Annotated in this window: 3 protein-coding genes; all 3 read left to right on the plus strand. The window is 69.2% G+C overall.

Annotation, left to right across the window (positions count from 1 at the left end; all coding sequences use genetic code 11):
* Positions 1 to 10: 10 nt before the first annotated feature.
* From QHF83_RS16490 to QHF83_RS16500, 3 genes are read left to right on the plus strand one after another with little or no spacing between them, the layout of a single operon-like run.
* Complete coding sequence (locus QHF83_RS16490) at positions 11 to 8197, plus strand: type I polyketide synthase (RefSeq protein WP_282418792.1); 8187 nt, start codon at positions 11 to 13, stop codon at positions 8195 to 8197.
* Positions 8194 to 14895, plus strand: coding sequence for a type I polyketide synthase (locus QHF83_RS16495; RefSeq protein ID WP_282418793.1), 6702 nt, complete (start codon positions 8194 to 8196; stop codon positions 14893 to 14895). The genes QHF83_RS16490 and QHF83_RS16495 overlap by 4 nt, the downstream gene beginning before the upstream one ends.
* Entirely contained in the window at positions 14892 to 26807 is an 11916-nt protein-coding gene (locus tag QHF83_RS16500; RefSeq protein WP_282418794.1) for a type I polyketide synthase, read from the plus strand. Before QHF83_RS16495 ends, QHF83_RS16500 begins: the two co-directional genes overlap by 4 nt.
* The last annotated feature ends 13 nt before the right edge of the window (positions 26808 to 26820 follow it).

Here is a 26820-nt window from a genome sequence, read left to right on the forward strand (position 1 = left end):
TTACGCGTCGATGACTCCACCCAACGCAGAGAACCTTTCGGCCTGGCTGGTCTCCCGCCTCGCCGAGCTTCGGGGGATCGATCCGCGGACCATCGACCCACGCGAGCGGTTCCATCGCTACGGGCTCGATTCCCTCGGCGCGATGAAGCTCATCGCGGATCTGGGCAAGCACCTCGGTCGTAGCCTCTCGCCGACCCTCGTCTGGGAGTACGCGACGCCCGAGTCGCTGGCGAAGTTCCTGGCGTCGAACGCGGGTTCGTCCGCGTCGTCTGGGTCGTCGTTGCGCCCGCCGGCCGTGCCTTCGCCGGCCCACCGCGCGTCTGCGGGAAACGAGCCCATCGCGATCGTGGGCATGGCGTGCCGCTTCCCCAAGGCGCCGGACCTCGACGCGTTCTGGCGTCTCCTGCACGACGGCATCGACGCAATCACCGAGGTGCCGAGGGATCGCTGGGACGCAGCGGCGCTTTACGATCCGGACAACACCGCCGTGGGCAAGGTGAACACGCGCTGGGGCGGGTTCCTCGACCACGTCGAGGCCTTCGACCCGCAGTTCTTCGGCATCTCGCCGCGCGAGGCGGTGCAGATGGATCCGCAGCAACGGCTCGCGCTCGAGCTCGCGGTGGAGGCGCTGGAAGACGCGGGGATCCCGCCGCCCGCGTTGAAGGGCAGCCGCACGGGCGTCTTTGTCGGCGCGCTCTTCCTCGACCACGCGCTCCTCCAGGATCGCGCGGGGCGCGAGTCGATCACCTCGCACACGAGCACGGGCGGCGCGTCGTGCATCATCGCGAACCGCATCTCGTACGCCTTCGGCCTCGAAGGCCCGAGCATGACCGTGGACACGGCGTGCTCGTCGTCGCTCGTCGCCATGCACCTCGCCAGCCAGAGCTTGCGCAGCGGCGAGTCGAACGTCGTGATCGCGGGCGGCGTGAGCTTGATGCTCGTGCCCGAGACGACGATGGGCTTCACGAGGCTCAACGCGATGAGCCCCGACGGTCGCTGCCGCGCCTTCGACGCGCGCGGCAACGGCTACGTCCGCAGCGAGGGCGCGGGGCTCGTGATCCTGAAGCGCCTCTCGGACGCGCTGCGCGACGGCGACCGCATCTACGCCGTCGTGCGCGGCAGCGCCGTGAACAACGACGGCGCGAGCAACGGCCTCACCGCGCCGAACCCGCTCGCCCAGCAATCGATGCTACGCGACGCTTGCCGAGCGGCGGGCGTCGCGCCCGCAGACATCCAGTACGTCGAGGCCCACGGCACCGGCACGCCGCTCGGCGATCCGATCGAGGCGGGCGCGCTCGGGGCCGTGATCGGCCTGGAGCACCCGGCCGATGAGCCGCTCTGCATCGGTTCCGTGAAGACGAACGTCGGGCACCTCGAAGCGGCCGCGGGGATGGCAGGGCTCATGAAGGTCGCGCTCGCGATGCAGCACGACGCGCTGCCGCCGAGCCTGCATTACGAATCGCCGAACCCGGACATCAACTTCGAAGCGCTCAACCTGCGCGTCGTCACCAAGGTCGAGCCCTGGCCCGCGCCCGAGGGCGCCCTGCGCCGCGCGGGCGTGAGCTCGTTCGGCTACGGCGGCACGAACGCGCACGTGATCCTGGAGAGCATGGCCCGCTCGACGGCGAGCGTCGCCCTGCTCGAAGCGGGCGCGCCGGAGGCGATGGGCGCCTCGATCGGGCTCGCGCTCGAATCGATCCGAGGCGAGGAGGTGATCGCCGGGCGGGTCTTGCGCGGCCCTTCGGCCGGCGTGGGCCAGAGGCTCGCGGTCGTGGCGAGCACGAAGAGCGGCCTCGAAGCGCGGCTCGCCGAGGCGCGCAGCGGCGCCGAGGGGCGCGGCATCTTCCGCGGCGTGGCCCGCGGATCCCGCCGCGTCGTGTGGGTGTTCTCGGGGCAAGGAGCGCAGTGGGCGGGGATGGGCCGATCGCTCGTGCTCTCGGAGCCGAGCTTCCGCGCGGCGCTCACGCGTTGTGATCGCGTCCTCGCGCCGCTCCTCGGCTGGTCGGTGCTCGACGAGATCATGGCCGCCTCGCCGCGCGTCGCCGCCGATCGCATCGACGTCATGTGGCCCGTGCTCTTCGCGTTCCAGGTCGCGCTCGCGGAGCTCTTGCACGACCTCGGCCTGGAGCCGGGCGCGGTGATCGGCCACAGCATCGGCGAGGTCGCGGCGGCGCACGTCGCGGGTGTTCTCTCGCTCGAGGACGCGGCGCGGGTCATCGCGCACCAGGCGACGCTCGTGCAGCGCTCGGCGGGCCAGGGGATGATGCTCCTCGCGGGCGTCGGCTGGGACGAGGCCCAGTCGATTGCGGCGTCCTCGGGCGGCCGCATCCACCGGGCCATCGCGGCGAGCCCGACCTCCACGGTCTTCTCCGGGGACGGCGGCGCGCTCGTCGGGCTCGCGGCCTCGTTCGCGTCGCGCGGCATCTTCGCCCGCCCGGTCAACAGCGGCGTCGCCGTGCATGGGCCGCAGATGGCCTATCTCGAGGACGAGCTGCCGCCTCTGCTCGTGGGGTTGCATCCCATGAGCGCGCGCGTCCCCGTCGTCTCGGGCCTCACGGGCGAGCGGATCCGGGGCGAGGACCTCGACGTCCCGTACTGGTCGCGCCAGCTCTGCGAGCCCGTCCGGTTCGCGAGCGGCATCCAGCGCCTCCTCGACGACGGCCTCGCAGTCTTCCTGGAGGTCACGCCGCACCCGATCGTCAAGCATTCGATCGAGGAGTGTATTCGCCACGCGGGCAAGCAGGCCACGGCCGCGGCCGTGGCGTCGCTCTGGCGAAATGAGGACGAGGGGCGTTCCATTCGCGAGGCGATTGGCCAGCTCTTCGTGCATGGCGCGAGTGTGCTCGATCGCCGCTCCGAGACCGAGGCGACCGAGACGGGCCACGTGCATCTCCTGCCCGTCTCGGGCCAGACCGAGACGGCGATGCGCGAGGCGGCGCGTCGCCTCGCGGATCACGTCGACACGTCGAGCGCGATCGTGCTGCGGGACGTCTGCTTCACCATGAGCGTTCGCCGCGCGCACCACCGCGCGTGTGGCGTCGTTTCGGCGCGCGCCCGGTCGGAGGTCCTCGAAGGACTGCGCGCGATCGCCGATGGGCGCGAGCATCCCCTCGCGCGGGTCGGCGCGGTGCCGATCGGCGGCCGGCGCGGCCTGGTCTTCGTGTTCCCCGGGCAGGGCTCGCAGTGGGTCGGCATGGGCCGCTCGCTCTTCGTGCAAAAGCCCGTCTTCCGCGAGGCCATCGAGGATTGCGACGCGGTGATTCGGCGTGAGGCGGGCTTCTCGGTGATCGAGGAGCTCCTCGCGGACGAGACGCGCTCGCAGCTCGGTCGCATCGACGTCGTGCAGCCCATGCTCTTCGCGATCGAGGTCGCGCTCGCCGCGCTCTGGCGCGCGTGGGGCATCGAGCCCGACGCCGTGATCGGCCACAGCATGGGCGAGATCGCGGCGGCGCATGTCGCGGGTGTGCTCTCGCTCGACGACGCGGCGAAGGTCATCTGCCGCCGCAGCAAGCTCCTCCGGCGCGTGGCGGGGCTCGGGGCGATGGCGCTCGTCGAGCTGGCGATGGACGAGGCCGAGCGAATGCTCGTGGGGTACGAGGACAGACTCAGCGTCGCGGTGAGCAATGGTCCGCGTTCCACGGTCATCTCGGGCGAGCCCGCCGCGCTCGAGGAGATCGTCGGCAAGCTCGAGGGGCGCGGCGTCTTTTGCCGCCGGGTGAAGGTCGACGTCGCTTCGCACAGCCCGCAGATGGATGTCCTCAAGCAGGACCTCTCCACGGCGCTCGCCGAGCTCCGGCCGCGTGCGGCCCAAGTCGCGATGCGCTCGACCGTCACGGGCGAGCTCGTCTCGGGCGCGGAGCTCGACGCCTCGTACTGGGTGAAGAACCTCCGCGCGCCGGTCCTGTTCGGCAAGGCCGTCGCGAAGGCCGTCGAGGAGGGACAAACCCTCTTCGTGGAGATCAGCCCCCACCCGATCCTGCTCCATTCGATCGAGGAGACGCTGCGCGCCCTCTCCAAGGAAGGTGCGGCCATTGCGTCGCTCAAGCGCAACGAGGACGAGCGCCATTGCCTCGTCGACGCGCTCGGCGCGCTCCACGTGAAGGGCCACGAGCTCGTGTGGGGTAGGCTCTTCCCGCGCGGCGGTCGGTGCATTTCGCTGCCGACCTATCCGTGGCAGCGGGATCGGTACTGGCTGCCGGACGAGGTGAAATCGCGGATGCCGCCGTCGAGGGCGTGGCTCCCGCAGGCCTCGCACCACGATCCCGACGCGCACCCGCTGCTCGGCGCGCCGGTCCACCTCTCCGTCGAGCCCACGCTCCATTTCTGGGAGCAATCGCTGAACGTGACGGCGCTCCCCTACCTCGCGCATCACCGCGTGCAGAACGACCCGGTCTTCCCCGGCGCGGGCTACGTGGAGATGGCCCTCTCCGCCGTCGCCGAGGTGCACGGCAAGGTCTCCGTCGCGCTCGAGGAGGTCTCCTTCGACCGGATGCTCCCGGTCGGCAAGGACCCGGATCGCCGCGTCCAGTTCGTCCTCGTGGACGAGGAGTCGGGGCGCGCGTCCTTTCAGATTTCGAGCCGTGAGGCGGGCGCGAAATCGTGGACGCGGCACGCGGCGGGCAAGGTGCGGACGGGCGTGGGCGCGCCGGGGGCGCGGATCTCGCGCGAGCGTCCTCGCGTGCTCCAGGCGCGTTGTCCGACGGTGGTCGACGCGGAGGCGTTTTATCGCCGCATGGAGGACGGCGGGCTTTTTTATGGTCGCAGCTTCCGCGGCCTCGAGCAGATGTGGCTCGGCTCGGAGGAGGGGCTCGCCCGCGTCTTCTTGCCGTCCGACGTCGCGGTGAACGCGGACCAGTATCAAGTGCACCCGGCGCTGCTCGACGCCTGCTTCCAGACCCTCGTGCAGGTCCACGTCGCCTCGGAAACGGAGCCGCTCGGTACGTACGTGCTCTCCGGCATCGATCGAATCCGGCTCCATCGCTCGCTGGGGCAAGAGGTATGGGTTCACGCGCAGCTCCACGCGAGCGATGACAAGACGAACCCCGCGGGCGACGTCTACGTGATCGACGCGGACGGCCGGGTGCAGGCGGAGGTGCAGGGGCTGCGCATCAAGCGGCTGGAGAGCGGGAAGTCCGCGTCGGCGAATGCGCTCGACGACGCCGTTTACACGATCGAGTGGCGCAAGAAGGACCTCGACGGCGAGTCCGTGCGGCTCAAGCATGCGGGCAGCCCGGGCGCGTGGCTGCTCTTCGTGGACGAGGGCGGCACGGCCGCGTCGATGGCGTTCCTCCTGCTCGCGCGCGGCGAGGCGTGCGTGCGCGTGCGCGCCGGGTCGCGGTTCTCCCGCCTCGAAGCGGGGCTCTTCGAGATCGATCCGACGAACCCGGAGCATTACCAGCGCGTCCTCCGCGAGGCGTTCGGCCGCGAGGTCCATTGCCGTGGGATCGTGCATCTTTATGCGCTCGACACGACCCCGTGGGAGCGAACCACGAATGACACGATCGAGCGCGATGTCGCGCACGGCTGCCTGAGCGCGCTCTACCTCGTCCAGGCCGTGATCCGCCAGGGCTGGCGCGACATGCCGCGGCTTTGGCTCGTCACGCGCGGTGCGCAGGCCGTGCTCGCGACCGGGACGCCGCTCTCGGTCGCGCAATCGACGCTCTGGGGGCTCGGCCGCACGATCTCGCTCGAGCACCCGGAGCTCGAATGCTCGCGCATCGACGTCGATCCGAGCCGCAGCGTCGATGAGGCCTCGGTCTTGCTCCGCGAGATCTCGGTGCGCGACCGCGAGGATCAGGTCGCGTATCGCAAGGAGGGCCGGTACGTCGCCCGGCTCGTGCATACCTCGTTCGACGCGGTCGGGGTCGTCAAGGCGGACGTGCCGCCCGAGCCGGCCAATGGCAGGCCTTTCCGGCTGGAGAGCCTCGAAGTGGGGGTCCTCGATCAGCTCGCGCTCCGCGAGGCGCCGCGACGCCCGCCGGGACCGGGCGAGGTCGAGATCGAGGTCGAGGCCGCGGGGCTCAATTACGTCGACGTCATGAAGGCGATGGCCGTCTATCCTGGGGCGGCCGACGATGCGGGCGCGCTCGGCCTCGAATGTGCGGGCCGCATCGTCGCGGTCGGCGAGGGCGTCGAAAACCTCTCCGTTGGACAGGAGGTCGTCGCGTATGCGCCGGGCTCCTTCGCGTCCCACGTGACCACGCTCGCCGTCTTCGTGGCGCCGAAGCCCGCGAAGATCAGCTTCGTGGAGGCGGCGTCCCTCCCCGTGGTCTTCACCACCGTCTATTATGCGCTCAATCGATTGGCGCGCCTTGGCCACGACGAGCGGGTCCTCGTGCATACGGCGACCGGCGGGACGGGCCTCGCGGCGATCCAGATCGCGCGCGTGCTCAAAGCCGAAATCTTCGCGACCGCTGGCAGCGAGGAGAAGCGAGCCTACCTCCGATCCATGGGCATCGAGCACGTCATGGATTCCCGCACGCTCTCGTTCGTCAGCGAGATCATGGAGAGCACGTCCGGGCAAGGTGTCGACGTCGTGCTCAATACGCTGACAGGTGATGCCCGCACGCGGAGCCTGGAGCTGCTCGCGCCGTATGGCCGCTTCGTCGAGCTCAGCAAGCGCGACATTTACGATAACAACCAGCTCGCCATGACGCCGTTCCGGCGGAGCGTCTCGTTTGCGTCGGTCGATCTGCCGGGCATGTCCGTCGAGCGGCCGTCGCTGCTCGGCTCGCTCCTGAACGAGGTGATGCAGCTCTTCGAGATGGGCATCTTCCAGCCCTTGCCGGTGAAGGTGTTCTCGGCGTCGGAGGCGAATGCCGCGTTCAAGCTGATGTCGGAGGCGAAGCACATCGGCAAGGTCGTGCTCGTCATGAACGAGCCCACGGCCGCGATATTGCCCGCGGAGCAGCCGCGCCCTGGCATTCACGACGATGCGTCGTACTTGATCACCGGCGGATTCGGCGGCCTCGGCCTCTCGCTCGCCCAGTGGATGGTGGATCAGGGGGCTCGGCACCTCGCGCTCGTCTCGCGCCGCGCCCCGACGCCCGCAGTACGCGAGGCCATCCGGAACATGGAAAAGGCCGGCGCGCAGGTCCTCGTCGTCGAGGCGGACGTCGCCCGGGAAGACCAGGTGGCGTCGGTGCTCGCGCAGATCGAACGCACGCTTCCGCCTCTTCGTGGCGTCGTGCACGCGGCCGGCATCCTCGACGACAGGACGCTGCTCGAGCTCGACGAGGAGCGATTCCGCCGCGTGCTCGAACCGAAGGTCGCCGGAGGCTTCAACCTGCACGCGCGCACCCGGGACAAACAGCTCGATTTCTTCGTGCTGTATTCATCGGCAGCCTCGCTCCTCGGCGCTCCGGGCCAGGGGAATTATGCGGCGGGCAATGCATTCCTCGACGCCCTCGCGCACGCGCGCCGGCGCAGCGGTTTGCCGGCGACGAGCATTCACTGGGGGCCGTTCTCGGACATCGGCCTCGCCGCCGCGCAGGGCAACCGTGGCCAGCGGCTCTCGTATCGCGGGATCGAGAGCCTCACGCCGCAGCAAGGGCTCGCCGCGTTTGGCCGGCTGCTCGAACGAGCTCCGGCCGAGGTCGGGGTCCTGCGCCTCGCCGTGCACCAGTGGCTCGAATTCTACCCGCAGCTCGCGGGCAGCCCCTTCTGGTCCGAGCTGCAGCGTGACCCGAAACATGCGACGGACCGTCCGGCCCCGTCGAGCCGCGTCTCGTTCCGGGGCTTGCTCGAGCGCAGGCCTGCGCAGGAGCGGCTCCCCATGCTGGAGAAGCACATCCTGGAGCACGTGGGCCAGGTGCTGCGGCTCGACGTCGCGCGCATCGACCGGCTCGCCTCGTTCACGAGCCTGGGCATGGACTCGCTGCTCAGCCTGGAGCTCCGCAATCGGCTCGAATCGAGCCTTGGCGTGCGGCTCTCGGCCACGCTCCTGTTCACGTATCCGAACCCGGCGTCGCTCGCCGATCACCTCCTCGATCGAATGAGCCTCGCGCCTGGGAGGCGCGCTGGGGACACGTCGCCCCCCTCCCTCGCGGCGCCGCGGGCGGAGCGCTCGTCGGCGCTCCCTGCGAGGCCGAGTGAACCGATCCGGGTGCAGTCGCCCAGGCACATAACGCAGTCGGAAGCCGATATCCTGCTCGAGCTCGAGGAGGAGCTGGCTCGCTCGGAGGATTACCTCTCGTGACCACCAGACGCCTCGATGCCCCGCCGGCCATGACGACGCAGCATGACGACGATGCCCCGCCGGCGTCGGGGCTCTCGTCGATGCAGCGCGCGATCATGACGATCCAGAAGATGCGCGCGAAGATCGAGAACCTCGAGCGCGCGCGCGTCGAGCCCATTGCCATCATCGGCATGGGTTGTCGTTTTCCCGGGGGCGCGAACACGCCGGAGGCGTTTTTCGAGCTGCTGAAGGAGGGCGTGGACGCCATCACGGAGGTCCCGCCCGAGCGGTGGGGGCTCGCGCCCGAGCAATCGTCCGATCCGGAGGCGCGCGCGGTGCGCTGGGGCGCGTTCCTGCGCGACGTGGATCTCTTCGACGCCCGCTTTTTCGGCATCTCTCCGCGCGAGGCGTCGAAGATGGACCCACAGCAGAGGCTCCTGCTCGAGGTCACGTGGGAGGCCCTCGAACGCGCGGGCCAGGTGCCCGAGCGCCTCGTCGGCAGCCGCACCGGGGTTTTTCTCGGCATCATGAACAATGATTATGCCGAGCTCTCGGCGAGCGCTGGGCCCGAGCAGGAGGACGCGTACACGACGACAGGAAATGGCCATTCCTTTCCGTCGGGCAGGCTCTCGTATACGTTCGGATTTCAGGGTCCGAACATCGCCGTCGATACCGCGTGCTCCTCGTCGCTCGTCGCGATCCACCTCGCTTGCCATAGCTTGCGCAGCGGCGAATGCACGATGGCCGTCGCGGGCGGCGTCAACCTGATGCTGGCGCCCTCGACCACGCGCAAATACGCGAAGCTGCAGGCGCTTTCGCCTGACGGCCGCTGCAAGACGTTCGACGCGACGGCGAACGGGTTCGTCCGCGGCGAGGGCTGCGGGATGGTGGTGCTGAAGCGCCTCTCCGACGCCGAGCGAGACGGGGATTCGATCCTCGCGATCATTCGCGGATCGGCCGTCAACCAGGACGGCCGATCCACGGGGCTCACCACGCCGAACGTGCTCGCGCAGCAAGCGATGCTGACGCAGGCGCTCGAGGCCTCGCGTTTGTCGCCGGCGGAGGTGGGGTATGTCGAGACGCACGGCACGGGGACCTCGCTCGGCGATCCGATCGAGGTCGACGCGCTCAAGGCGGTCCTGGGCGGGCCGCGGAGCGATGGGTCTGCGTGCGTGCTCGGGGCGCTCAAGACGAACATCGGGCACCTTGAATCGGCCGCCGGGGTGGCGGGCCTCATCAAGGCCGTGCTCGTGCTCCAGCAAGGGCTCATCCCGAGGAACAACCATTTCCGGACGCTGAACCCTCGCATTCAGCTCGACCGCACGCCCTTCGTCATTCCCACGGAGGCGCGGCCCTGGCGGACGGCACTCAAGCGTCGGGTCGCCGGCGTGAGCTCGTTCGGGCTGAGCGGGACGAACGCGCACCTCATCGTCGAGGAGTGGGCGCAGAGCTCCGAGGAAGACCTGACACCCGAGGCCGCCGCGTATTTGTTGCCGCTCTCTGCGAAGAGCCCCGAGGCGCTCCGGGTGCTCGTGGCATCCTATCGTGATTACCTCGGGGCACCCTCGGGCGAGGCGCGGCTGCGCGATATCGTGTACACGGCGAGCCAGCGGCGTGGGCATTTCGAGGAGCGCCTCTCCGTCGTGGGCGGCGGGCGTGCCGAGCTCGTCCGCCACCTCGACGCGTTCCTTCGCGGATCGCTGCAACCCGGGAGCGCTGCCGGGAAATCGACGCCGGCGCGGGCGAAGGTCGTGTTCGTCTTCTCGGGGCAGGGCTCGCAGTGGCTCGGCATGGGCCGGAAGCTCTACGAGGAAGAATCGTCGTTTCGCTCGGTCATCGATTCGTGCGACGCCCTCCTCACGGGCAGGCTCGGGTGGAGCATCCTCGACGAGCTCGACTCGACGGAGTCGATGTCACGCCTCTCCGAGACGCAGGTGGCGCAGCCGCTCATCTTTTCGCTCCAGATCGCGCTCGTGGAGCTCTTGCGCTCGTGGGGCATCACGCCCGACGCCGTGATCGGGCACGGCGTGGGCGAGATCGCCGCGGCTTACATCGCAGGCATCCTGTCGCTCGACGAGGCGATCCGGCTCGTCGCCATTCGCGGGCGGATCATGCAAAAAGCTGGCGGCGGCGCAAAGATGGTGGCCGTCGCGGCGCCCCTCGACGTCGCGCGCGAGGCGATCGCCGGGTACGAGGATCGGCTGATGGTGGGCGCCGTGAACGACCACGAGTCCGTCGTGCTCGCGGGGCAGCCGCCCGCCATGGACGAGGTCGTCGCGAAGCTCGAACGGCAGGGCATCGCCTGCCAAGCCCTGCCCGCGACGTACTCGTTTCAGGGCCCGCACATGCAGCCCGCCGCGCAAGACCTCGTCGAGCGCCTCGTGCGGGTCGACGCGCGGCGGGCGACCCTCGCGATGTACAGCACGGTCCTCGCCGAGTGCGTGGAAGGCAAGGAGCTCGACGTTCGGTACTGGGGGCGGAACATACGAGAGACCGTGAAGTTCGCGGGCGCCGTGGGCGCGGCGATTCACGATGGGTATCAGCTCTTCCTGGAGGTCGGGCCGCACCCGATGCTCGTCGATCACCTGCGGCAATGCCTCGCCGCGAAGGGCGTCGAGAATGGCCTCGCGGTCGCTTCGCTGCAGCGGGATCGGCTCGATCGCTGGGCGTTGCTCGCGGCCACGGGGGCGCTCTACACGCGAGGTTGCGCGGTGGAGTGGTCGCGACTCGTGCCGCCCGGTGGGCGATGCGTGGCCTTGCCGACGTACCCGTGGACCCGGGAGCGATACTGGGTCGATCCGCCGAAGCCCGCGGCCGTGAAGGCCGGCGCGGGCGCGCGTCGCGTCCCGGCCCTCGCGCGGCGTCGACCGCGGGTGGTCTTCGTGTTTCCGGGGCAGGGCTCGCAATGGCTCGGCATGGGGAGGCAGCTCCTCGCCGAGGAGGAGGAGTTTCGTTCGTCGCTCAAAACGATCGACCAGGCGATCCAGCGGGAGGGCCATTTCTCGGTGCTGGAGGAGCTCGCCGCGCCGGAGGGGCAATCGCGGCTCGGGGAGATCGACGTCATCCAGCCTGTCCTCTTCGCGATCGAGGTCGCGCTCGCGGCGCTGTGGCGGTCGTGGGGCGTGGAGCCCGACGCGGTGATTGGCCATAGCATGGGGGAAGTCGCGGCGGCGCACATGGCGGGCAAGCTCGACCTGGCCGACGCGGCGAAGGTGATCTGCCAGCGGAGCCGGTTGCTCCGGGGCATTCGTGGCCAAGGTGCGATGGCGCTCGTCGAGCTCGACATGGCCGGGGCGCGGCAGGCGCTCGCGGGGTACGAGGATCGCCTCGGCGTGGCCGTGAGCAATGGGCCCCGCTCCACGGTGCTCTCGGGCGACCCCGCTGCGCTGGAGGATGTGCTCCAGGTCCTGGAGAAGCAGGGCGTTTTCTGCAGGCGGGTCAAGGTGGACGTGGCTTCGCATAGCCCGCAGGTGGAGCCGTTGCGGGAGGAGCTCCTGAAGGTGCTCGCCGGCCTCTCGCCGCGGGAGGGCGGGGTGACCATGATCTCCACGGTCACCGGCGAGCCTATCCATGGGCCCGAGCTCGCGTCCGGGTACTGGTGGAACAACCTGCGTGAACCCGTGCGGTTTTCGCAGGTCGTGCAGTCCCTGCTGCGCGAGGGGTATGGGCTGTTCATCGAAATGAGCCCTCACCCGATTCTGCTCCCGTCCATCGAAGAGAACCTGAAAGACACGGGGCTCGAAGGCGTCGCTGTCGCCTCTTTGCGGCGGCAATCGGAGGAGCGCCGGTGCTTGCTCGAATCGCTCGCCAAGGTCGAAGCGCAGGGCTATCCGACGGCGCGTATTCTCGGCGCGGCCGCGCGCGAGGACCAGGAGCAACCCGGAGCGGGGGCGCACCATCCCTTGCTCGGTCGACGTGTCGAGACGTCGGCGCTGCAAGACGGAATGCTCTGGCAGGTCGAATTGAGCCTGGACAATCTCCCCTGGATCGCCGACCACCGGGTCGGTGGGCAGGTCCTTCTCCCCGGCTCCGTGTACATCGAGGCTGCTCTCGCGGCGGCGTGTGAATGCATCGGGCAAGGACCGGTGGTCCTCGAAGATGTCGCGCTCGTCAGCCCGATCGTCGTCCGGGAAGGGGAAAGCGTCCTCGTGGAGGTCATGCTCACGCAGGCGGAGGGGGACGCGTGGTCGTTCAAGCTATCGAGTCGCGTCCGGCGGGAGGATGCGCCCTCCCGCACCTCCACGTGGTCGCTGCACGCCACGGCGCGCGTTCGTGCCGAGACCGAGCCGCGGCGCGCGAAGGGCGAGCCGGTGGCCGAGATGGTGGCGCATTGCCCCGAGAACGTCTCCCTCGCCGACGTCGAGCGGAACGAGCGTCGGCAGGGACTCGATATCGGCCCGGCATTTCGGGCGATCGCGGAGCTCCGGCGCGGCGGCGCGGGGGTCGTCGCGCGCTTGCGCCTCCCCGAGGAGGCGTCGGAGCATCCTGCCTATCTCGTGCATCCCGTCCTCCTGGATGCGGCATTGCGAGCGACGCTCGCGGCGCGCGCGAACGAGGAGGCGGCCGAGACCCGCGTGCTCGCGCATGTGCGCCAGATTCGTTTCCACGAGGTTGTCGGGAGCGCTGCATGGGTCCGCGCGCATGGCGGTGGGGAAACGTCGGTCGCGCTCGTGGACGCGGCCGGGCGCGTCTTGCTCGAGGTCGACGGCATCACGACGCAAGCATTGCAGGCCCCCGCCGTCACGGGACAGGATCCGCTCGCCCATCTCCTCCTCGTGCAGCGATGGCAGGAGGCGGAGCTGCCCGTCCCGCGCGGGAGAGACATTGCTGCAGGGCGGTGGCTGATTCTCTGCGACGATCGGGGCATCGGAGCGTCCCTGCGAGAGATGCTCCAGGCGCGTGGCGGGGACGTGCGGTGCGCATATCTGCGGGCGCCGGGGGTCGAGCCGTGCGCCGATCGTCTCGAAATCGATTCTTCGAATCTCGACGGCGTCGCCGCGCTCGTGCGGGAATCGTTCCGTTCCGGCGAGCGACCGCGAGGGATCGTGTATCTATGGGGGCTCGATCCCGAGCCGCGGGCGCTCTCCATCGAGGCGCTCGACGACGCGATCGTGCGAGGATGCGGAGGCACCCTGGAAGTGGTGCAGGCGCTTGGGCGCATGACCATGCGGGACAACCCCCGCCTTTGGCTGGTCGTGCGCGGCAGCCAGGCGGTCGAGCAAGAGCCGCGTGAGGTCCGGGTCGAGCAAGCGCCGCTCTGGGGTCTCGGCAGGACGATCGCCATGGAGGCGCCCGAGCTGCGGTGCACGCGCGTCGACCTCGACCCTGCGGCCAGCGACGCGACGAGCGTCGAAGCGATCCTCGGCGAGGTGCTGGCCGACGACGTCGAGGAGGAGATCGCGCGGCGCGGCCGCCATCGTTTCGTGGCCCGGCTCGGCAGGCCGCGGGAGGCCGCTGCGCCCGCGGGATCGATCGCCTTGCGAGCGGATGCGACCTACCTCATCACGGGTGGTCTCGGCGGTGTCGGGCTTTTCGCGGCTCGGAACCTCGCCACGGCAGGCGCGCGCCACCTCGTGCTGATGGGCCGGCGGGGCGCGAGCTCGCCCGAGCAGCTCGAAGCGCTCGAGGGGCTTCGTTCGATGGGCGTCGAGGTCGAGGTCGAGGTCGCCGACGTCGCCGACCCGCAGCAACTCGAGGCCGCGCTGCGTGCAATCGAAACGAAGATGCCTCCGCTGCGCGGGATTCTCCATACGGCCGGCGTGCTGGAAGATGGGCTTCTCCCCACGCAAACGCTGGAGAGGTTCCGCAAGGTCCTCGCGCCGAAGGTGATGGGCGGCTGGAACCTCCACCGGCAGACGCTCGGCCGGGAGCTCGATTTCGTTCTCTTCTATTCGTCCGTGGCTGCATTGCTGGGCTCGCCGGGGCTCGGCAATTATGTCGCGGCGAACGCTTTCCTCGAAACGCTGGCGCACCACCGGAGCCGCCTCGGCCTCGTGGGGACCAGCATCGATTGGGGCTTGTTCTCCGGCAGGGGCATGGCCGTCAAGGCGGACACCATCGGCGGCGTCTCGCAGCGCGGAATTCGAGGGTTCACGGAGGCCGAGGCCGAAGCGCTCCTCCAGCGCGCATTGCGCGGGGAGTGGGTGCAGATGGGGTGCGTCGCGATCGACTTCCGACAATGGATCGAGAGCCACCCCCAGGTCGCCTCCTCGCCGCGGTTTTCGGCCGTCCTGGAGGCCACCCGCACGGCCTCCGAAGGCGGCGCGCGGAGCCACGCGCGTGTGTGGCTGGAGTCCGTCGCGCATGCTCCGCCGAAGGACCGCGTGGAGATGGTCGAGGCGCTCATTCGGAAGCAGCTCGCCCACGTCCTCCGGATGGATCCCGAGCGGATCGACCGGCTCCAGCCGCTCCGCGCGCTCGGGATCGATTCCTTGATGAGCCTCGAGCTTCGCAATCGACTCGAGGCGGCCCTCGGCATTCAGCTCTCGGCCACGCTCGTGTATGCCTACCCGAACCTGGCTGCCCTGGGGGAGCACGTCCTGAAGAGCCTCGCGCCCCTGCTGCCGCACGAGGCGAAAGCCGAGCCAGCTCCGGAAGTGCTGAAGTACACGGCCGAGCCGGTGATCGAATCGCCGCCGCCCGCGGGCGACCTGGAGGACGATCTGCTCTCGTCGTTCGACGAATCGATGCGCCGCCTCAAGAGGAAAGGTCGTTCATGAGCAATCTGATCGACGAATATCGATCACGTTTGCGCCAGGCGATGGCGCAGATCCAGCGGATGGAAGGGGAGATGGAGGCTCTGGAGCAGGAGCGCTCCGAGCCGATCGCGATCGTCGGAATGGCCTGCCGTTTCCCGGGGGGTTCGTCCTCACCCGAGGCGTTTTTGCGATATCTCTGCGAGGGCGGCGATGCCGTGACCGAGGTGCCGCCGGAGCGGTGGCCGTTGCGGCCCTCCGAGGAGGAAGCTCCCGAGCTGCGCGGCGCGCGCTGGGGCGCGTTTCTTCGCGACGTCGATCTCTTCGACGCGTCGTTTTTCGGTATCTCCCCGCGCGAGGCCGTGCGGATGGATCCGCAGCAGCGCCTCTTGCTGGAGGTCGGTTGGGAAGCATTCGAACGCGCCGGTCTCCCGATCGATGTGCTCGCCGGGACCAAGACGGGCGTCTTCGTCGGCATCTCGGGGAACGATTTCCTCGCCCTCGCGGCCCAGGAAGACGTCGAGGCGTTCGAGATCTACGACGCGATCGGCACCGGGCATTGCTTCTCCGCGGGCCGGATCTCGTATCTGTTTGGCTTGCAGGGGCCGGCCGTCGCGGTGGACACGGCTTGCTCGTCGTCGCTCGTGGCATTGCACCTGGCTTGCCAGGCGCTGCGCGTGCGGGAATGCGATGCAGCGCTGGTTGCCGGCGTCAATCTCATGTTTTCTCCCGCGACCACGAATGCGCTGGCGAAATCGCGCGCCCTCTCGCCGGACGGGCGCGCCCGGACGTTCGACGGTCAGGCGAATGGATTCGTGCGCGGCGAGGGGTGCGGCGCGATCGTCGTGAAGCGCCTCTCGGATGCGCAGCGCGACGGCGACACCATTCATGCCGTCGTCCTCGGCTCGGCCATCAACCAGGACGGCCGATCGGCCGGCTTCACGGCGCCGAACATGCGCGCCCAGGAGGCCGTCCTCGAAGCGGCGCTCGAACGCGCGGGCGTATCTCCCCAGGACATCGGCTTCGTGGAGACGCACGGAACCGGCACCTCGCTCGGCGATCCCATCGAGGCCGAGGCACTTCGCGAAAAGCTCGGCGTGCGCCGGGAGGACGGCACGTCGTGCGTGCTCGGCGCGCTCAAGACGAACGTGGGGCATTTGGAGGCGGCGGCCGGCATCGCGAGCATCATCAAGTGCGCGCTCGTGCTCGAAGGGGAGGTCATTCCGAAGAACAACCATTTCCAGGCGCTCAACCCGCGCATTTCGCTGGAGGGCACTCCGCTCGTCGTTCCCAGGCAAAATCGTCCCTGGAAGCGGGGCGAGAAGCCGAGGCGCGCAGGCGTGAGCTCGTTCGGCATGAGCGGCACGAACGCGCATGTCGTCCTCGAGGAGGCCCCGGCGGAGGAGAGGGCGGAGGCGAAGCCCGCGGAGGTCCACCTGCTCCCGATCTCCGCGAAGACACCGGAGGCGCTCGTCGCCCTGGCCCGCGCATTTCATGATCATCTCGCGGCCGGAGAGGGCGCGTCGCTTTCCGATGTCGTTTATACCGCCAGCGCCAGGCGCATGCACCACGCCCATCGGCTCGCGGTCGTCGGGCGCACGGACCGCGAGCTGGCCGCGGCGCTCGCCGCTCATGCCGACGGGGACGTCGTGCCGGGCGTCGTGCACGCGGAGGCCCTTCTGCACGCGACGCCGAAGGTGGTGTTCGTCTTCTCCGGCCAGGGATCCCAATGGGTCGGGATGGGCCGAGAGCTTTTCGAGCAGGAGAGCACCTTCCGCGACGCGCTCGCGGCTTGCGATGCGAAGCTCGCCCCCTATGCCGGTTTTTCCGTCGTCGAAGAGCTCCTGGTGCCCGAAGAGCGATCGCGGCTCGGGGAGACCATGGTCGCGCAGCCCGCGTTGTTCGCGTTCGAGGTGGCGCTGGCCGAGACGCTGAAATCGTGGGGCATTCAGCCCGACCTGGTCGTGGGCCACAGCGTCGGCGAAATCGCGGCCGCGCACGTGGCTGGCATCCTCGATCTCGACCAGGCCGCTCGCCTCGTCGCGTTGCGCGGGCGCATCATGCAAAAGGCCACGGGTCACGGGAAAATGGTCTCAATCTCGTTGACCGAGGCCGAGGCCGAGCGCGCGCTCGCGGGTCTCGAGGCGTCCGTGGGCATTGCGGCCGTCAACGACGAGGGCCAGGTGGTGCTGTCGGGCGACGTCGGCACGCTGGATCGGCTGGTCGAGCGCCTGTCCGCGCAAGGCGTGCAGTGCCGGCCCTTGCGGGTCGATTATGCCTTCCACAGCCCGCAGATGGAGCCGCTGCGTCGCGAGTTCGTCGAATCGCTCGGGTCGATCGAGCCGGGCCGCGGGTCGATCCCCATGATCAGCACCGTGACGGGCGCGCAGATCGCCGGGGAATCGCTGCATGTTGCCTACTGGGGCGACAACATCCGCAAGCCGGTTCGATTCGCCGATGCGATTTCGCACGTGCTCCAGCGCGGCCATCTCACGTTCGTCGAGATTGGCCCCCACGCGGTCCTGTCGCAAAACATCGAGCAGATCCTCCTCGCGCGAGGCGCCGCGGGGCGCGTCGTCCCCACGTGCCGCCGGAACAAGGGCGATCGCACGCAGATGCTCCTCGCGCTGAGCAACCTCTACGTCCACGGGCACACGCCGGATTTTCGACGGCTTTATCCCGGGGGCGGGCGCGTGGTCCCGCTCCCGACCTATCCCTGGCAACGCAAGCGCTTTTGGCCCGAGACGCGCTCGGCTGCGGGCAGCGCGGCGCGAATGCCGCTCACGGGGCATCCCCTGCTCGGCTCGGCGATGTCCGTGGCGGGCGTCGGCGCCGTTTACGAATCGGTGGTCGACACGAAGGCCCAGCCTTATCTCGACGATCACCGCGTTTTCGAGGACGTGGTGGTCCCGGGCGCGGCGCTCGTGGAGACGGCGCTTTCGGCCGGCGCTCTCTACACCGGGACGCGCTGGGCGCTCGCGCAGCTCACGATCCAGGCCCCGCTGCGAATCCCCGCGGGGGGAGCGCGTCGGCTGCAGGTGGTCGTCGCGGGTTCGTCGGAAGAAACCCTCGAGGTCGCGCTCTACAGCCGGAGCACCGACGACGGTCGCAGGGATGCGTGGACCTTGCACGCGAAGGGGCAATTGCGCCCCGCGACGGCCCTCACGGCGTCCCGGGTGGACCTCGATGCGATCCGATCACGCTGCGGAACGGAGGTGGCCGCTAGCGAGGTCTATGGGCGGGTCGCGGCGATCGGCATCCAGCTCGGTCCCGCATTTCAAGGGATGTCCCGGATCTGGAAGGGTCGTGGAGAGGCGCTGGCGAAGGTCGCGCTCCCGGACGCGGCAGGGGACGCGACGGGGTACGGCATTCACCCGGCGCTGCTCGACGCGGTGCTGCAGACGGTCTCGGTCGCCGTGGACACGCCGCTCGATCACGCCTACGTGCCCTTCGAATTTGGCGATGTCACGCTGCTGAAAGCGCCCGCTGGCGGCGGGTGGGCGCACGGCCGGATCGTGAGCGAGGCGCCGGACGGTGAGACGATCACGATCAAGGTCACGCTTTCGGACGATCGTGGCGACGTCGTGCTCGAAGTGGCGAATTTGCGCTTCAAGCGCGCGCGGTTCGACGCGATCCGCGGCTCCGCCTCGGCATCGCTCAAGCCCTTGTACAGGGTCGCATGGCAGGCGCGCGCATTTTCCGGGGAGGCGCAGCCGCCCGCCGGCCAATGGCTGGTCGTGAGCGATGGGACGTCGTTCGCGAGCGCGATCGTGGATCGCATTCATGCATTCGGCGCCCGGGCGCTCGCCATGACCGTCGACGAGCTCGTGGATCGGTATGACGATTACGTGCGCGTCGGAGGAGCGCCACGCGGCGTCCTTTGCGTGCTCGATTCCGCAACCGCGGGCGACGACGCCGCGGCCACGGCGAGCGCCGCGGAGCAAGCGGCCGTCTTTGCGCTCCGCGCGACCCAGGCCATCGTGAAGCGCGGGGCGACGACGCGCCTCTGGTTCGTGACCCGGGGCGCGCAGGCCGTGGAATCCGGCGAAGGTGTCTCTCCGGCAGGTGCGACGTGGTGGGGGTTTGGCCGGACCGTCCTCGCCGAGCACCCCGAGCTCGGCCTCTCGCTCGTCGATGTCGGGACCCGCGAGGAAGGCGCGCTCGACGCGTTGTGGCAGGAGCTTTGTCATCCGGACGACGAGGAGCATCAAATCGCCTGGCGTGACGGCAAGCGCCTGGCCGCCCGGCTCGTCAAGGCCGAAGCAGGTCGAGCGGCGGCGCGCGGGCCGATCACGAAGCAAAGCACCGTCCTCGTGACAGGTGGCCTCGGTGTGCTGGGGCTCGCGGTCGCGCAGTGGTTGTGGGACGAGCATCGGGTGGGCCATCTCCTGCTCGTGGGTCGGAATGCGCCGACCGGTGAATGCACGGCGCAGCTCGCGCGGCTGCGTGACGCGGGGGCGCGCGTCACGGTCGCGCACGCCGACGTATCCAGGCCCGAAGACGTCGCGGCCGTCGTGGCGAGCGTGCCCGAGGAATTCCCCTTGCGCGGCGTGATTCACGCGGCCGGGATCCTCGACGACGGCCTCCTGATGGATATGGACGAGCGGCGCATCGCGGCCGTATTCGCGCCGAAGGTGCGTGGCGCCTGGAACCTGCACCTCGCGACGCGAGGCCTTCCGCTCGATTTCTTCGTTCTGTATTCCTCCGCGTCCTGCGTGCTGGGGAGCGCGGGGCAATGCAATTACACCGCCGCCAATGCCTACCTCGACGCACTCGCCCAGGCGCGCCGCGCTTCGGGGCTGCCTGCGCTGAGCCTGGGATGGGGCCCGTGGGGTGAAGGAGGAATGGCGGCGGCCCTCTCCGACGCCCATCGAGCGCGCTTTGCGCGCATGGGCGTGCAGATTCTCGACCCTGCACAGGCCCTCGCGGCGCTCGGGCAAGCCCTCACGCTGCCGGACGCCGGGCTCGTCGTGGCATCGCTCGATCCCCAGAGCCTCGAACGCGCCAATGAGGGCCGCCTGCCGCCCCTGTGGACGGGGCTCATGGCCCCCAAGCCGACGCGCCTGCGCGCGGCCCCCAAAGGGATCTGGGGCGAGCGCTTGGCGACGCTCGATCCCGCGGCGCTGTCGAAGGAGGTTGATCTCGCTCTCCGCGCGGACATCGTGAAGGTCCTTTCGCTCTCGTCGCCCGACGAGGTCCCGGAGGACCGTCCGCTGCAGGAGATCGGCCTCGATTCGCTCGTGGCCGTCGAGCTCCGCAATGCCATCGTGGCGCGGATCGGCAAGCCGTTGCCGGCGACGTTGCTCTTCGACTATCCGAGCCTCCGCGCGCTCCGAAAGCACCTGCTCGAACGCGTGCTCTCGTTCGAGGAGACGAAGGCCGCGGCGCCTGTCGCCCCGGTTGTCCGGGCGGCGGCGGATGACGGCGTGGCCGTCATCGGCGTCGGGTGCCGGTTTCCCGGTGGCATTCGAGACCTCGATAGCTTCTGGAGGGTGCTCGAGCAGGGCGTCGATGCCATTCAGGAGGTGCCGCCCGATCGATGGGACATCGACGCTCATTATGATCCGGATCCCGACGCCCCCGGGAAGATGTACACCCGCTGGGGCGGTTTCGTGGACCAGATCGACAGGTTCGAGGCGAACTTCTTCGGGATTTCCCCGCGAGAAGCGCGGAGCATCGACCCGCAGCAGCGCCTCCTCCTGGAGACGACCTGGGAAGCGCTCGAGCACGCGGGCATCCCTGCCGAGCAGCTCCAGGGCAGCAATACCGGTGTGTACGTGGGCATCACCGGGAGTGATTATCAGTCGCTCGCCATGGCCGATCCGGAGCGCATCGACGCCTACTCCGTGCTCGGGACGCAGCACTCCACGACGGTGGGTCGTCTCTCCTATTGGCTCGGCCTCCAGGGACCCAACGTGTCGATCGACACCGCTTGCTCCTCTGCGCTGGTGGCCGTGCACCTCGCTTGTCAGGCCATTCGATTCGGCGAGTGCTCGATGGCGATCGCCGGTGGCGTCAACGTCGTCCTTCAGCCGGAGTTGACGGTCTTTTTCAGTCGGCTCAAGGCGATGTCGCCCACGGGTCGATGCCATACGTTCTCCGCCGACGCGGACGGATACGTGCGCAGCGACGGGTGCGGTGTGCTTTTGCTCAAGCGGCTCTCCGATGCGCAGCGGGATGGGGACCCGATCCTGGCCGTCGTGCGTGGAACGGCCATCAATCAAGATGGGAGGAGCCAGGGATTGACGGCTCCGAATGGCCCCGCCCAGGAGGCGGTCATTCGTGCCGCATTGCGCGAGGCCCATGCTCGGCCGCTCGACGTCGATTATGTGGAGGCGCACGGAACCGGGACACCTCTCGGCGATCCGATCGAGGTGCAGGCGCTCGGCGCGGCGTACGGAGCGGGTCGAACGGAGGCGAATCCGCTGATCATCGGGTCGGGGAAGACGAACATCGGGCACAGCGAGGGCGCGGCCGGCGCGGCGGGGCTGATGAAGGCGATCCTGTCCGTCCGGAAGGGCGCGATTCCGGGGATTTTGCACTTCACTGCGCCGAACCCTCGTATTTCTTGGTCGGAGCTGCCCGTCAAGGTGGCCGCGGAGATGATGCCCTGGCCTTCCCAGGGGAAGCCCCGGATGGCCGGCGTCAACGCGTTCGCCGTCAGCGGGACGAACGCGCACGTCATCGTGGAGGAGCCGCCGCGGAGCGGGGCGGCGCCGGCTGTCGAGGGGGCCTCGGCGTATCTCTTGCCACTGTCTGCGAAGAGCCCGGAGGCGCTCTCGGCGGCGGCCCGCACGTACGCAGAATGGTTGCTCGGGACGAACGACCTCTCGATCCACGACGTGGCTTACACGGCGAGCGTGCGGCGAACGCATCACGAGTACCGCCTGGCTGCGGTCGGCGCGACGCGCGAGGAGCTCTCGGCTCAGCTCTCGGCTTTCGTCCGGGGGGAGTCGCCGAGCGGTCGCACGCAATCGCAGGGCCGGCCGAAGGTGGTGTTCGTGTTCTCGGGGCAGGGCTCGCAGTGGGCCGCGATGGGGCAAAAGCTGCAGGAGGAGGAGCCGGTTTTTCGGGATAAACTCCACGAAATCGATCGGCTGCTGCGAGCGCACGTGCGTTTTTCGCTCCTGGAGGAGCTCGCGGCGCCCGAGGAGCGCTCGCGGCTCGGCGAGACGGAAATCGTGCAGCCGGCGCTGTTCGCGCTGGAAGTGGCGCTCGCGGAGCTCTTGAAGTCGTGGGGCGTGGTGCCGGACGCGGTCATCGGGCACAGCGTGGGCGAAGTGGCGGCGGCGCACGTCTCGGGCGCGCTTTCGCTGGCGGAGGCGGTCAGGCTGGTGGCGCTGCGCGGCCGCATCATGCAGAAAGCGACCGGGCACGGGAAAATGGCGTGGGTGTCGCTTCCTCCGGTCGAGGCTGCGAAGGCGCTCGAAGGGCGGGAGGCGGAGGTCGCGATCGCGGCGGTGAACGACCCGACGTCGGTGGTGCTGTCCGGGGAGACGGCGGCGCTCGAGCAGATGCTGGCGAAGCTGAGCGAGCAGGGGGTCGCGACGAAACAGCTTCGCGTGAATTATGCGTTCCACAGCCCGCAGATGGAGTCGCTGTCGCGGGAGCTTTCGGAGATGCTGGGCCGCGTGGAGACGCAAAAGGGTGCGACTCCGATGTACAGCACGGTGACGGGTGGGCGTGTTCAGGGGACGGCGCTCGACGCCGGGTACTGGCAGCGGAACGTGCGTGGAACGGTGGACCTCGTGGGGGCGGTGTCGTCGGCGTACGGGGACGAGCACCGGTTGTTCGTGGAAGTGGGGCCGCACCCGGTGCTCCTGTCGAACCTGCAGCAATGGATCGAATCGAGCCGTGCGCAGGCGTCCGTGATGTCGACGTTGCGGCGGCAAGGCGAGGAGCGCCGGGCGATGCTGGAGGCGCTTGGGAGGCTGTACGTCGCCGGCGTGAAGGTGGACTTCAAATATCTGCACCGCGGGGGCGGGCGGGTCGTTTCGTTGCCTGCGTATCCTTGGCAGCGGGAGCGGTTCTGGCTCGACGCGCCCATGAAGAAAACGCACGCCATCCGCGGGGATGGCGCTCGGCCCCTCCTGGGTGCTGGGTTCGTCCCGGCGACGACGCCGGAACTCCACGTTTGGGAGCAATGGCTCGGCGTGGAGGCGTTCCCGTACCTCCAGGACCACCGGGTGCAGGGGGAGGTGGTGTTTCCGGGGGCCGGATACGTCGAGATGGCCCTTTCGGCGGCTGCGGAACTATATGGTGAGGGCGCGGCGTGGCTCGACGAGATGTCCTTCGACCAGATGCTCGCATTGCCGGAGGGCACGGAGCGACTCGTGCAGGTGTCGGTGCGCGAGGAATCGAGTGGCCGTGCGACGGTGACGATTGCGAGCCGTTCGGACGGATCGAAGGAATGGCTGCGCCATGCCACGGGCGTTCTTCGCGTGTCGGCGAAGCCAGCCGCAGTGCCGGACTTCGAATCCCCTGCGGCCCTGGAGGGGCGCTGCCCCGAGGTCCTCGAGGGAGCGGCCCATTACAGGGACATGGAGGCGCGCGGCCTTTCGTATGGCAAGAGCTTCCAGGGAGTCGAGGGGTTGCGGATCGGCGAAGGCGAGGTCGTGGCGCGCGTGCGTCTGCCGGAGGCTCTGCGCGCGGGCGCCAGGGGGTATCAGGTGCATCCTGCGCTCCTCGACGCGTGCTTTCAGGCGGCGGGGCATGCGCTGCAATCCGCGATCGGGAAGGGTACGTTCGTTCCGGTCAAGGTTACCTCCGTCGCCGTCCACGCGCGCCCCGAGGGCGAAGTGCTGGTCCATGCCCGTGTCGCGAAGGATGGCGCGACGGGCGAGCCAGTCGTATCCATCGTGATCTGCGACGAGGCTGGGCGAGTGCTCGTGGAAATCGGGGAGCTGTGGGTGCGGCGGCTCGCCGAGGCGGCGCAAGATCCGTTTGCGGATTGCGTGTTCCAGGTACCCTGGCGGCCGAAGGAGCTCGCCTCGGGGACCGAGGCGCCTACGGGAACCTGGCTCGTGTTCATGGATGGACGCGGGACGGGCATGGCGGTCGCCGAGCGGCTCCGCGCGCGAGGACATACGTGCGTGGAGGCGGTCGCCGGGGCGGGATATTCGCGGCGCGGAGAATGGCAGTACCAGGTGAATCCCGCCGATCCGGAGCAGTGGAGCCGCCTCCTCGGAGAAGCATTGGGCAAGAACCCCTGCCGCGGCGTCATCCATTGCGCTGCGCTCGATGGGGCGCGATGGAGCGAGACGACGGAGGCGACGCTCGCGGCGGACGTGCGGGCCGGGACCTCGAGCGTGTTGTGGCTCGCCCAGGCGCTGCTGCGGCACGGTTGGCGCGACGTACCTCGCCTCTATGTCCTCACGCGAGCCGCGCAGGCGGCCGGATCCGGGACGGGTCCACTTTCGGTGGCGCAATCCACGCTGTGGGGCCTCGGCCGCGTCGTGGCCATGGAGCACCCGGAGCTCGGCTGCGTGCGGATCGACCTGCCGCCCGAGGTGCGTCCGGACGAACCAGAGCGCGTGGTCGAGGAGGTGCTCTGGGGCGGCGAGGAGGATCATGTCGCGCTGCGGCCCGAAGGCCGATACGTGGCGCGGCTCGCTCGAGGGGGATTCACGGAGGGCGCCGGGACGGTCGAGCGGCAGGAGCCCGCGGAGGGGCGGCCGTATCGACTGGAAATCACCGAGCCTGGCGTGCTGGAGCGGCTTTGCCTGCGCAGGATGGAGCGCAGGCCGCCGGGCCCAGGCGAGGTGGAAATCGAGGTCGAGGCGGCGGGGCTGAATTTCCTCGACGTACTCCTCGCTCTCGGCGTGCTGCCGGACGACGTCGCGGGGAGCAGCAAGCGTGGTCCCCGCCTGGGCGGCGAATGCGCCGGGCGGATCGTGGCGCTGGGCGAGGGAGTCCAGGACCTCACCATCGGGCAAGAGGTCATCGCGCTGGCGACGTCGGCGATGTCGACACACGTGACGGCCAGTCGCCTGCTCGTGGCGCCCAAACCGGCGGGTTTCAGCTGGGAGGCAGCTGCCGCGCTGCCGATCGTGTCCCTCACGGCCTATTATTCGCTCGCTCACGTCGCCCGGCTTCGCAAGGGGGAGCGGGTGCTCATCCACGCCGGAGCCGGAGGCGTGGGTATGGCCGCCATTCAATGGGCGCGGCACGTCGGCGCCGAGATCTTCGCGACCGCGGGGAGCCCCCAAAAGCACGCCCTCCTCACCTCCTTGGGGGTGCACCACGTGATGGATTCGCGCTCGACCTCCTTCGTGAACGACGTCGAGCGCATCACGAAGGGCGAGGGGGTCGATGTCGTCCTGAACTCTCTCTCGGGCGAGCTGCTCGAGGCGAGCTTTGGATTGCTTCGGGACCATGGTCGGTTCGTCGAGATCGGCAAGCGAGACTATTACGACAACCGCCGGCTCGGGTTACGCCCCTTCCTGAAGAACCTGTCCTTCTCCCTCGTGGATCTGCGAGGGATGACACTGAATCGCCCGGAGCTCGTGGCAGAGCTGCTCCACGAGCTCGGGCCTTTGTTCGCATCGGGCGTGCTCCGCCCCATTCCGCACCGCGCATTCCCCGTGACCAAAGCGGCGGAAGCCTTCGCGTGGATGGCACAGGGCAAGCATACGGGCAAGCTGGTCATCTCGATGCGTGACCCGGACGCGAAGGTCATCGTCTCCGGTACGCAGGGGAGCGCAGGGTTGCGAGCGGACGCGACCTATCTGATCACGGGTGGACTCGGTGGGCTCGGCGCATCCCTCGCGCGATGGATGGTGGAGCAGGGGGCGCGGCACGTCGCGCTCATGGGTAGGAGCGTGCCCAAGGACGCAGCCATGGACGCGATCCGGCGCATGGAGGCTGCGGGGGCCGAGGTGCGTGTGCTGCGTGGGGACGTGTCGCGCCGGGCCGATCTGGATGCTGCTCTGGCGGAGATCCAGCGGACCATGCCGCCCCTCCGCGGCGTGGTGCATGCGGCGGCGGTGCTCGACGACCGTACGATTCCGGAGATGACCGAAGAGCAATTCTGGAAGCCCCTCGGGCCGAAGGTCTTCGGTGCCTGGAACCTGCACGAGGCGACGCGCGGCGTGCCTCTCGATTTCTTCGTGATGTACTCCTCGGCGGCGGGCCTACTGGGTTCCCCGGGACAGGCAAACTATGCAGCCGCAAACACGTTCCTCGATGCGCTTTGCCAGGCGCGCGCGGCCGAAGGTTTGCCCGGGATGAGCATTCAATGGGGTGCTTTCTCGGAGGTCGGGCTCGCGGCGGCGGCGGCGGTCCGGGGCAACCGGGCCGCATCGCGAGGAAACGAGAGCTTCAAGCCTGACGAGGGCAACGAGCTCTTCGGACGCTTGCTCGAGCACCCTCGGCCCGAGGTGGGGCTTCTCCGCTTCGACCCACGGCAATGGGTGGAGTTTTATCCACAAACGGTCGGCGCGCCTTTCTTCTCCGAGCTCTCACGCGAGCAAGCGCCGAGCGCCGGCGGGACGAAGGCGTCCGATGATTTCCGCGCCGTGCTGCAACGCGCCGCATCTCTGGAGAGGATGGGGCTCGTCGAAACGCATCTACTCGAACAAGTCGGGCGTGTGCTCCGCCTGGAGCCTGGGCGGATTGACAAACAAGCGCCGTTCGTGAGCCTGGGGATGGATTCGTTGATGAGCCTGGAGCTGCGCAACCGGCTGGAGGCGAGCACGGGGCTGAAGTTGTCGGCGGCGCTGCTCTTCACGCATGCGACGCCGACCGCGCTCGCAGCCTACCTCCTGGAACGACTCCTCCCGCAGCAGGCGACGAATGCACCGGCGGAACCGGCGTCCACGGCGCAGGTCGAGGAGGATGCCTGGGATGCTGGGCTTGCAGGCGGGGAAGCTGGCTCCGAGAAAGACGAGAGTACGCTCGTGGAGCAGCTAGAGGCGTTCGAGGAGTACCTTGGATGAACCGCCTCTGCGT

Origin of the sequence: Polyangium sp. 15x6, from assembly GCF_029960785.1 — a bacterium.
In the GTDB taxonomy this organism is placed as follows: Bacteria; Myxococcota_A; Polyangia; order Polyangiales; family Polyangiaceae; genus Polyangium.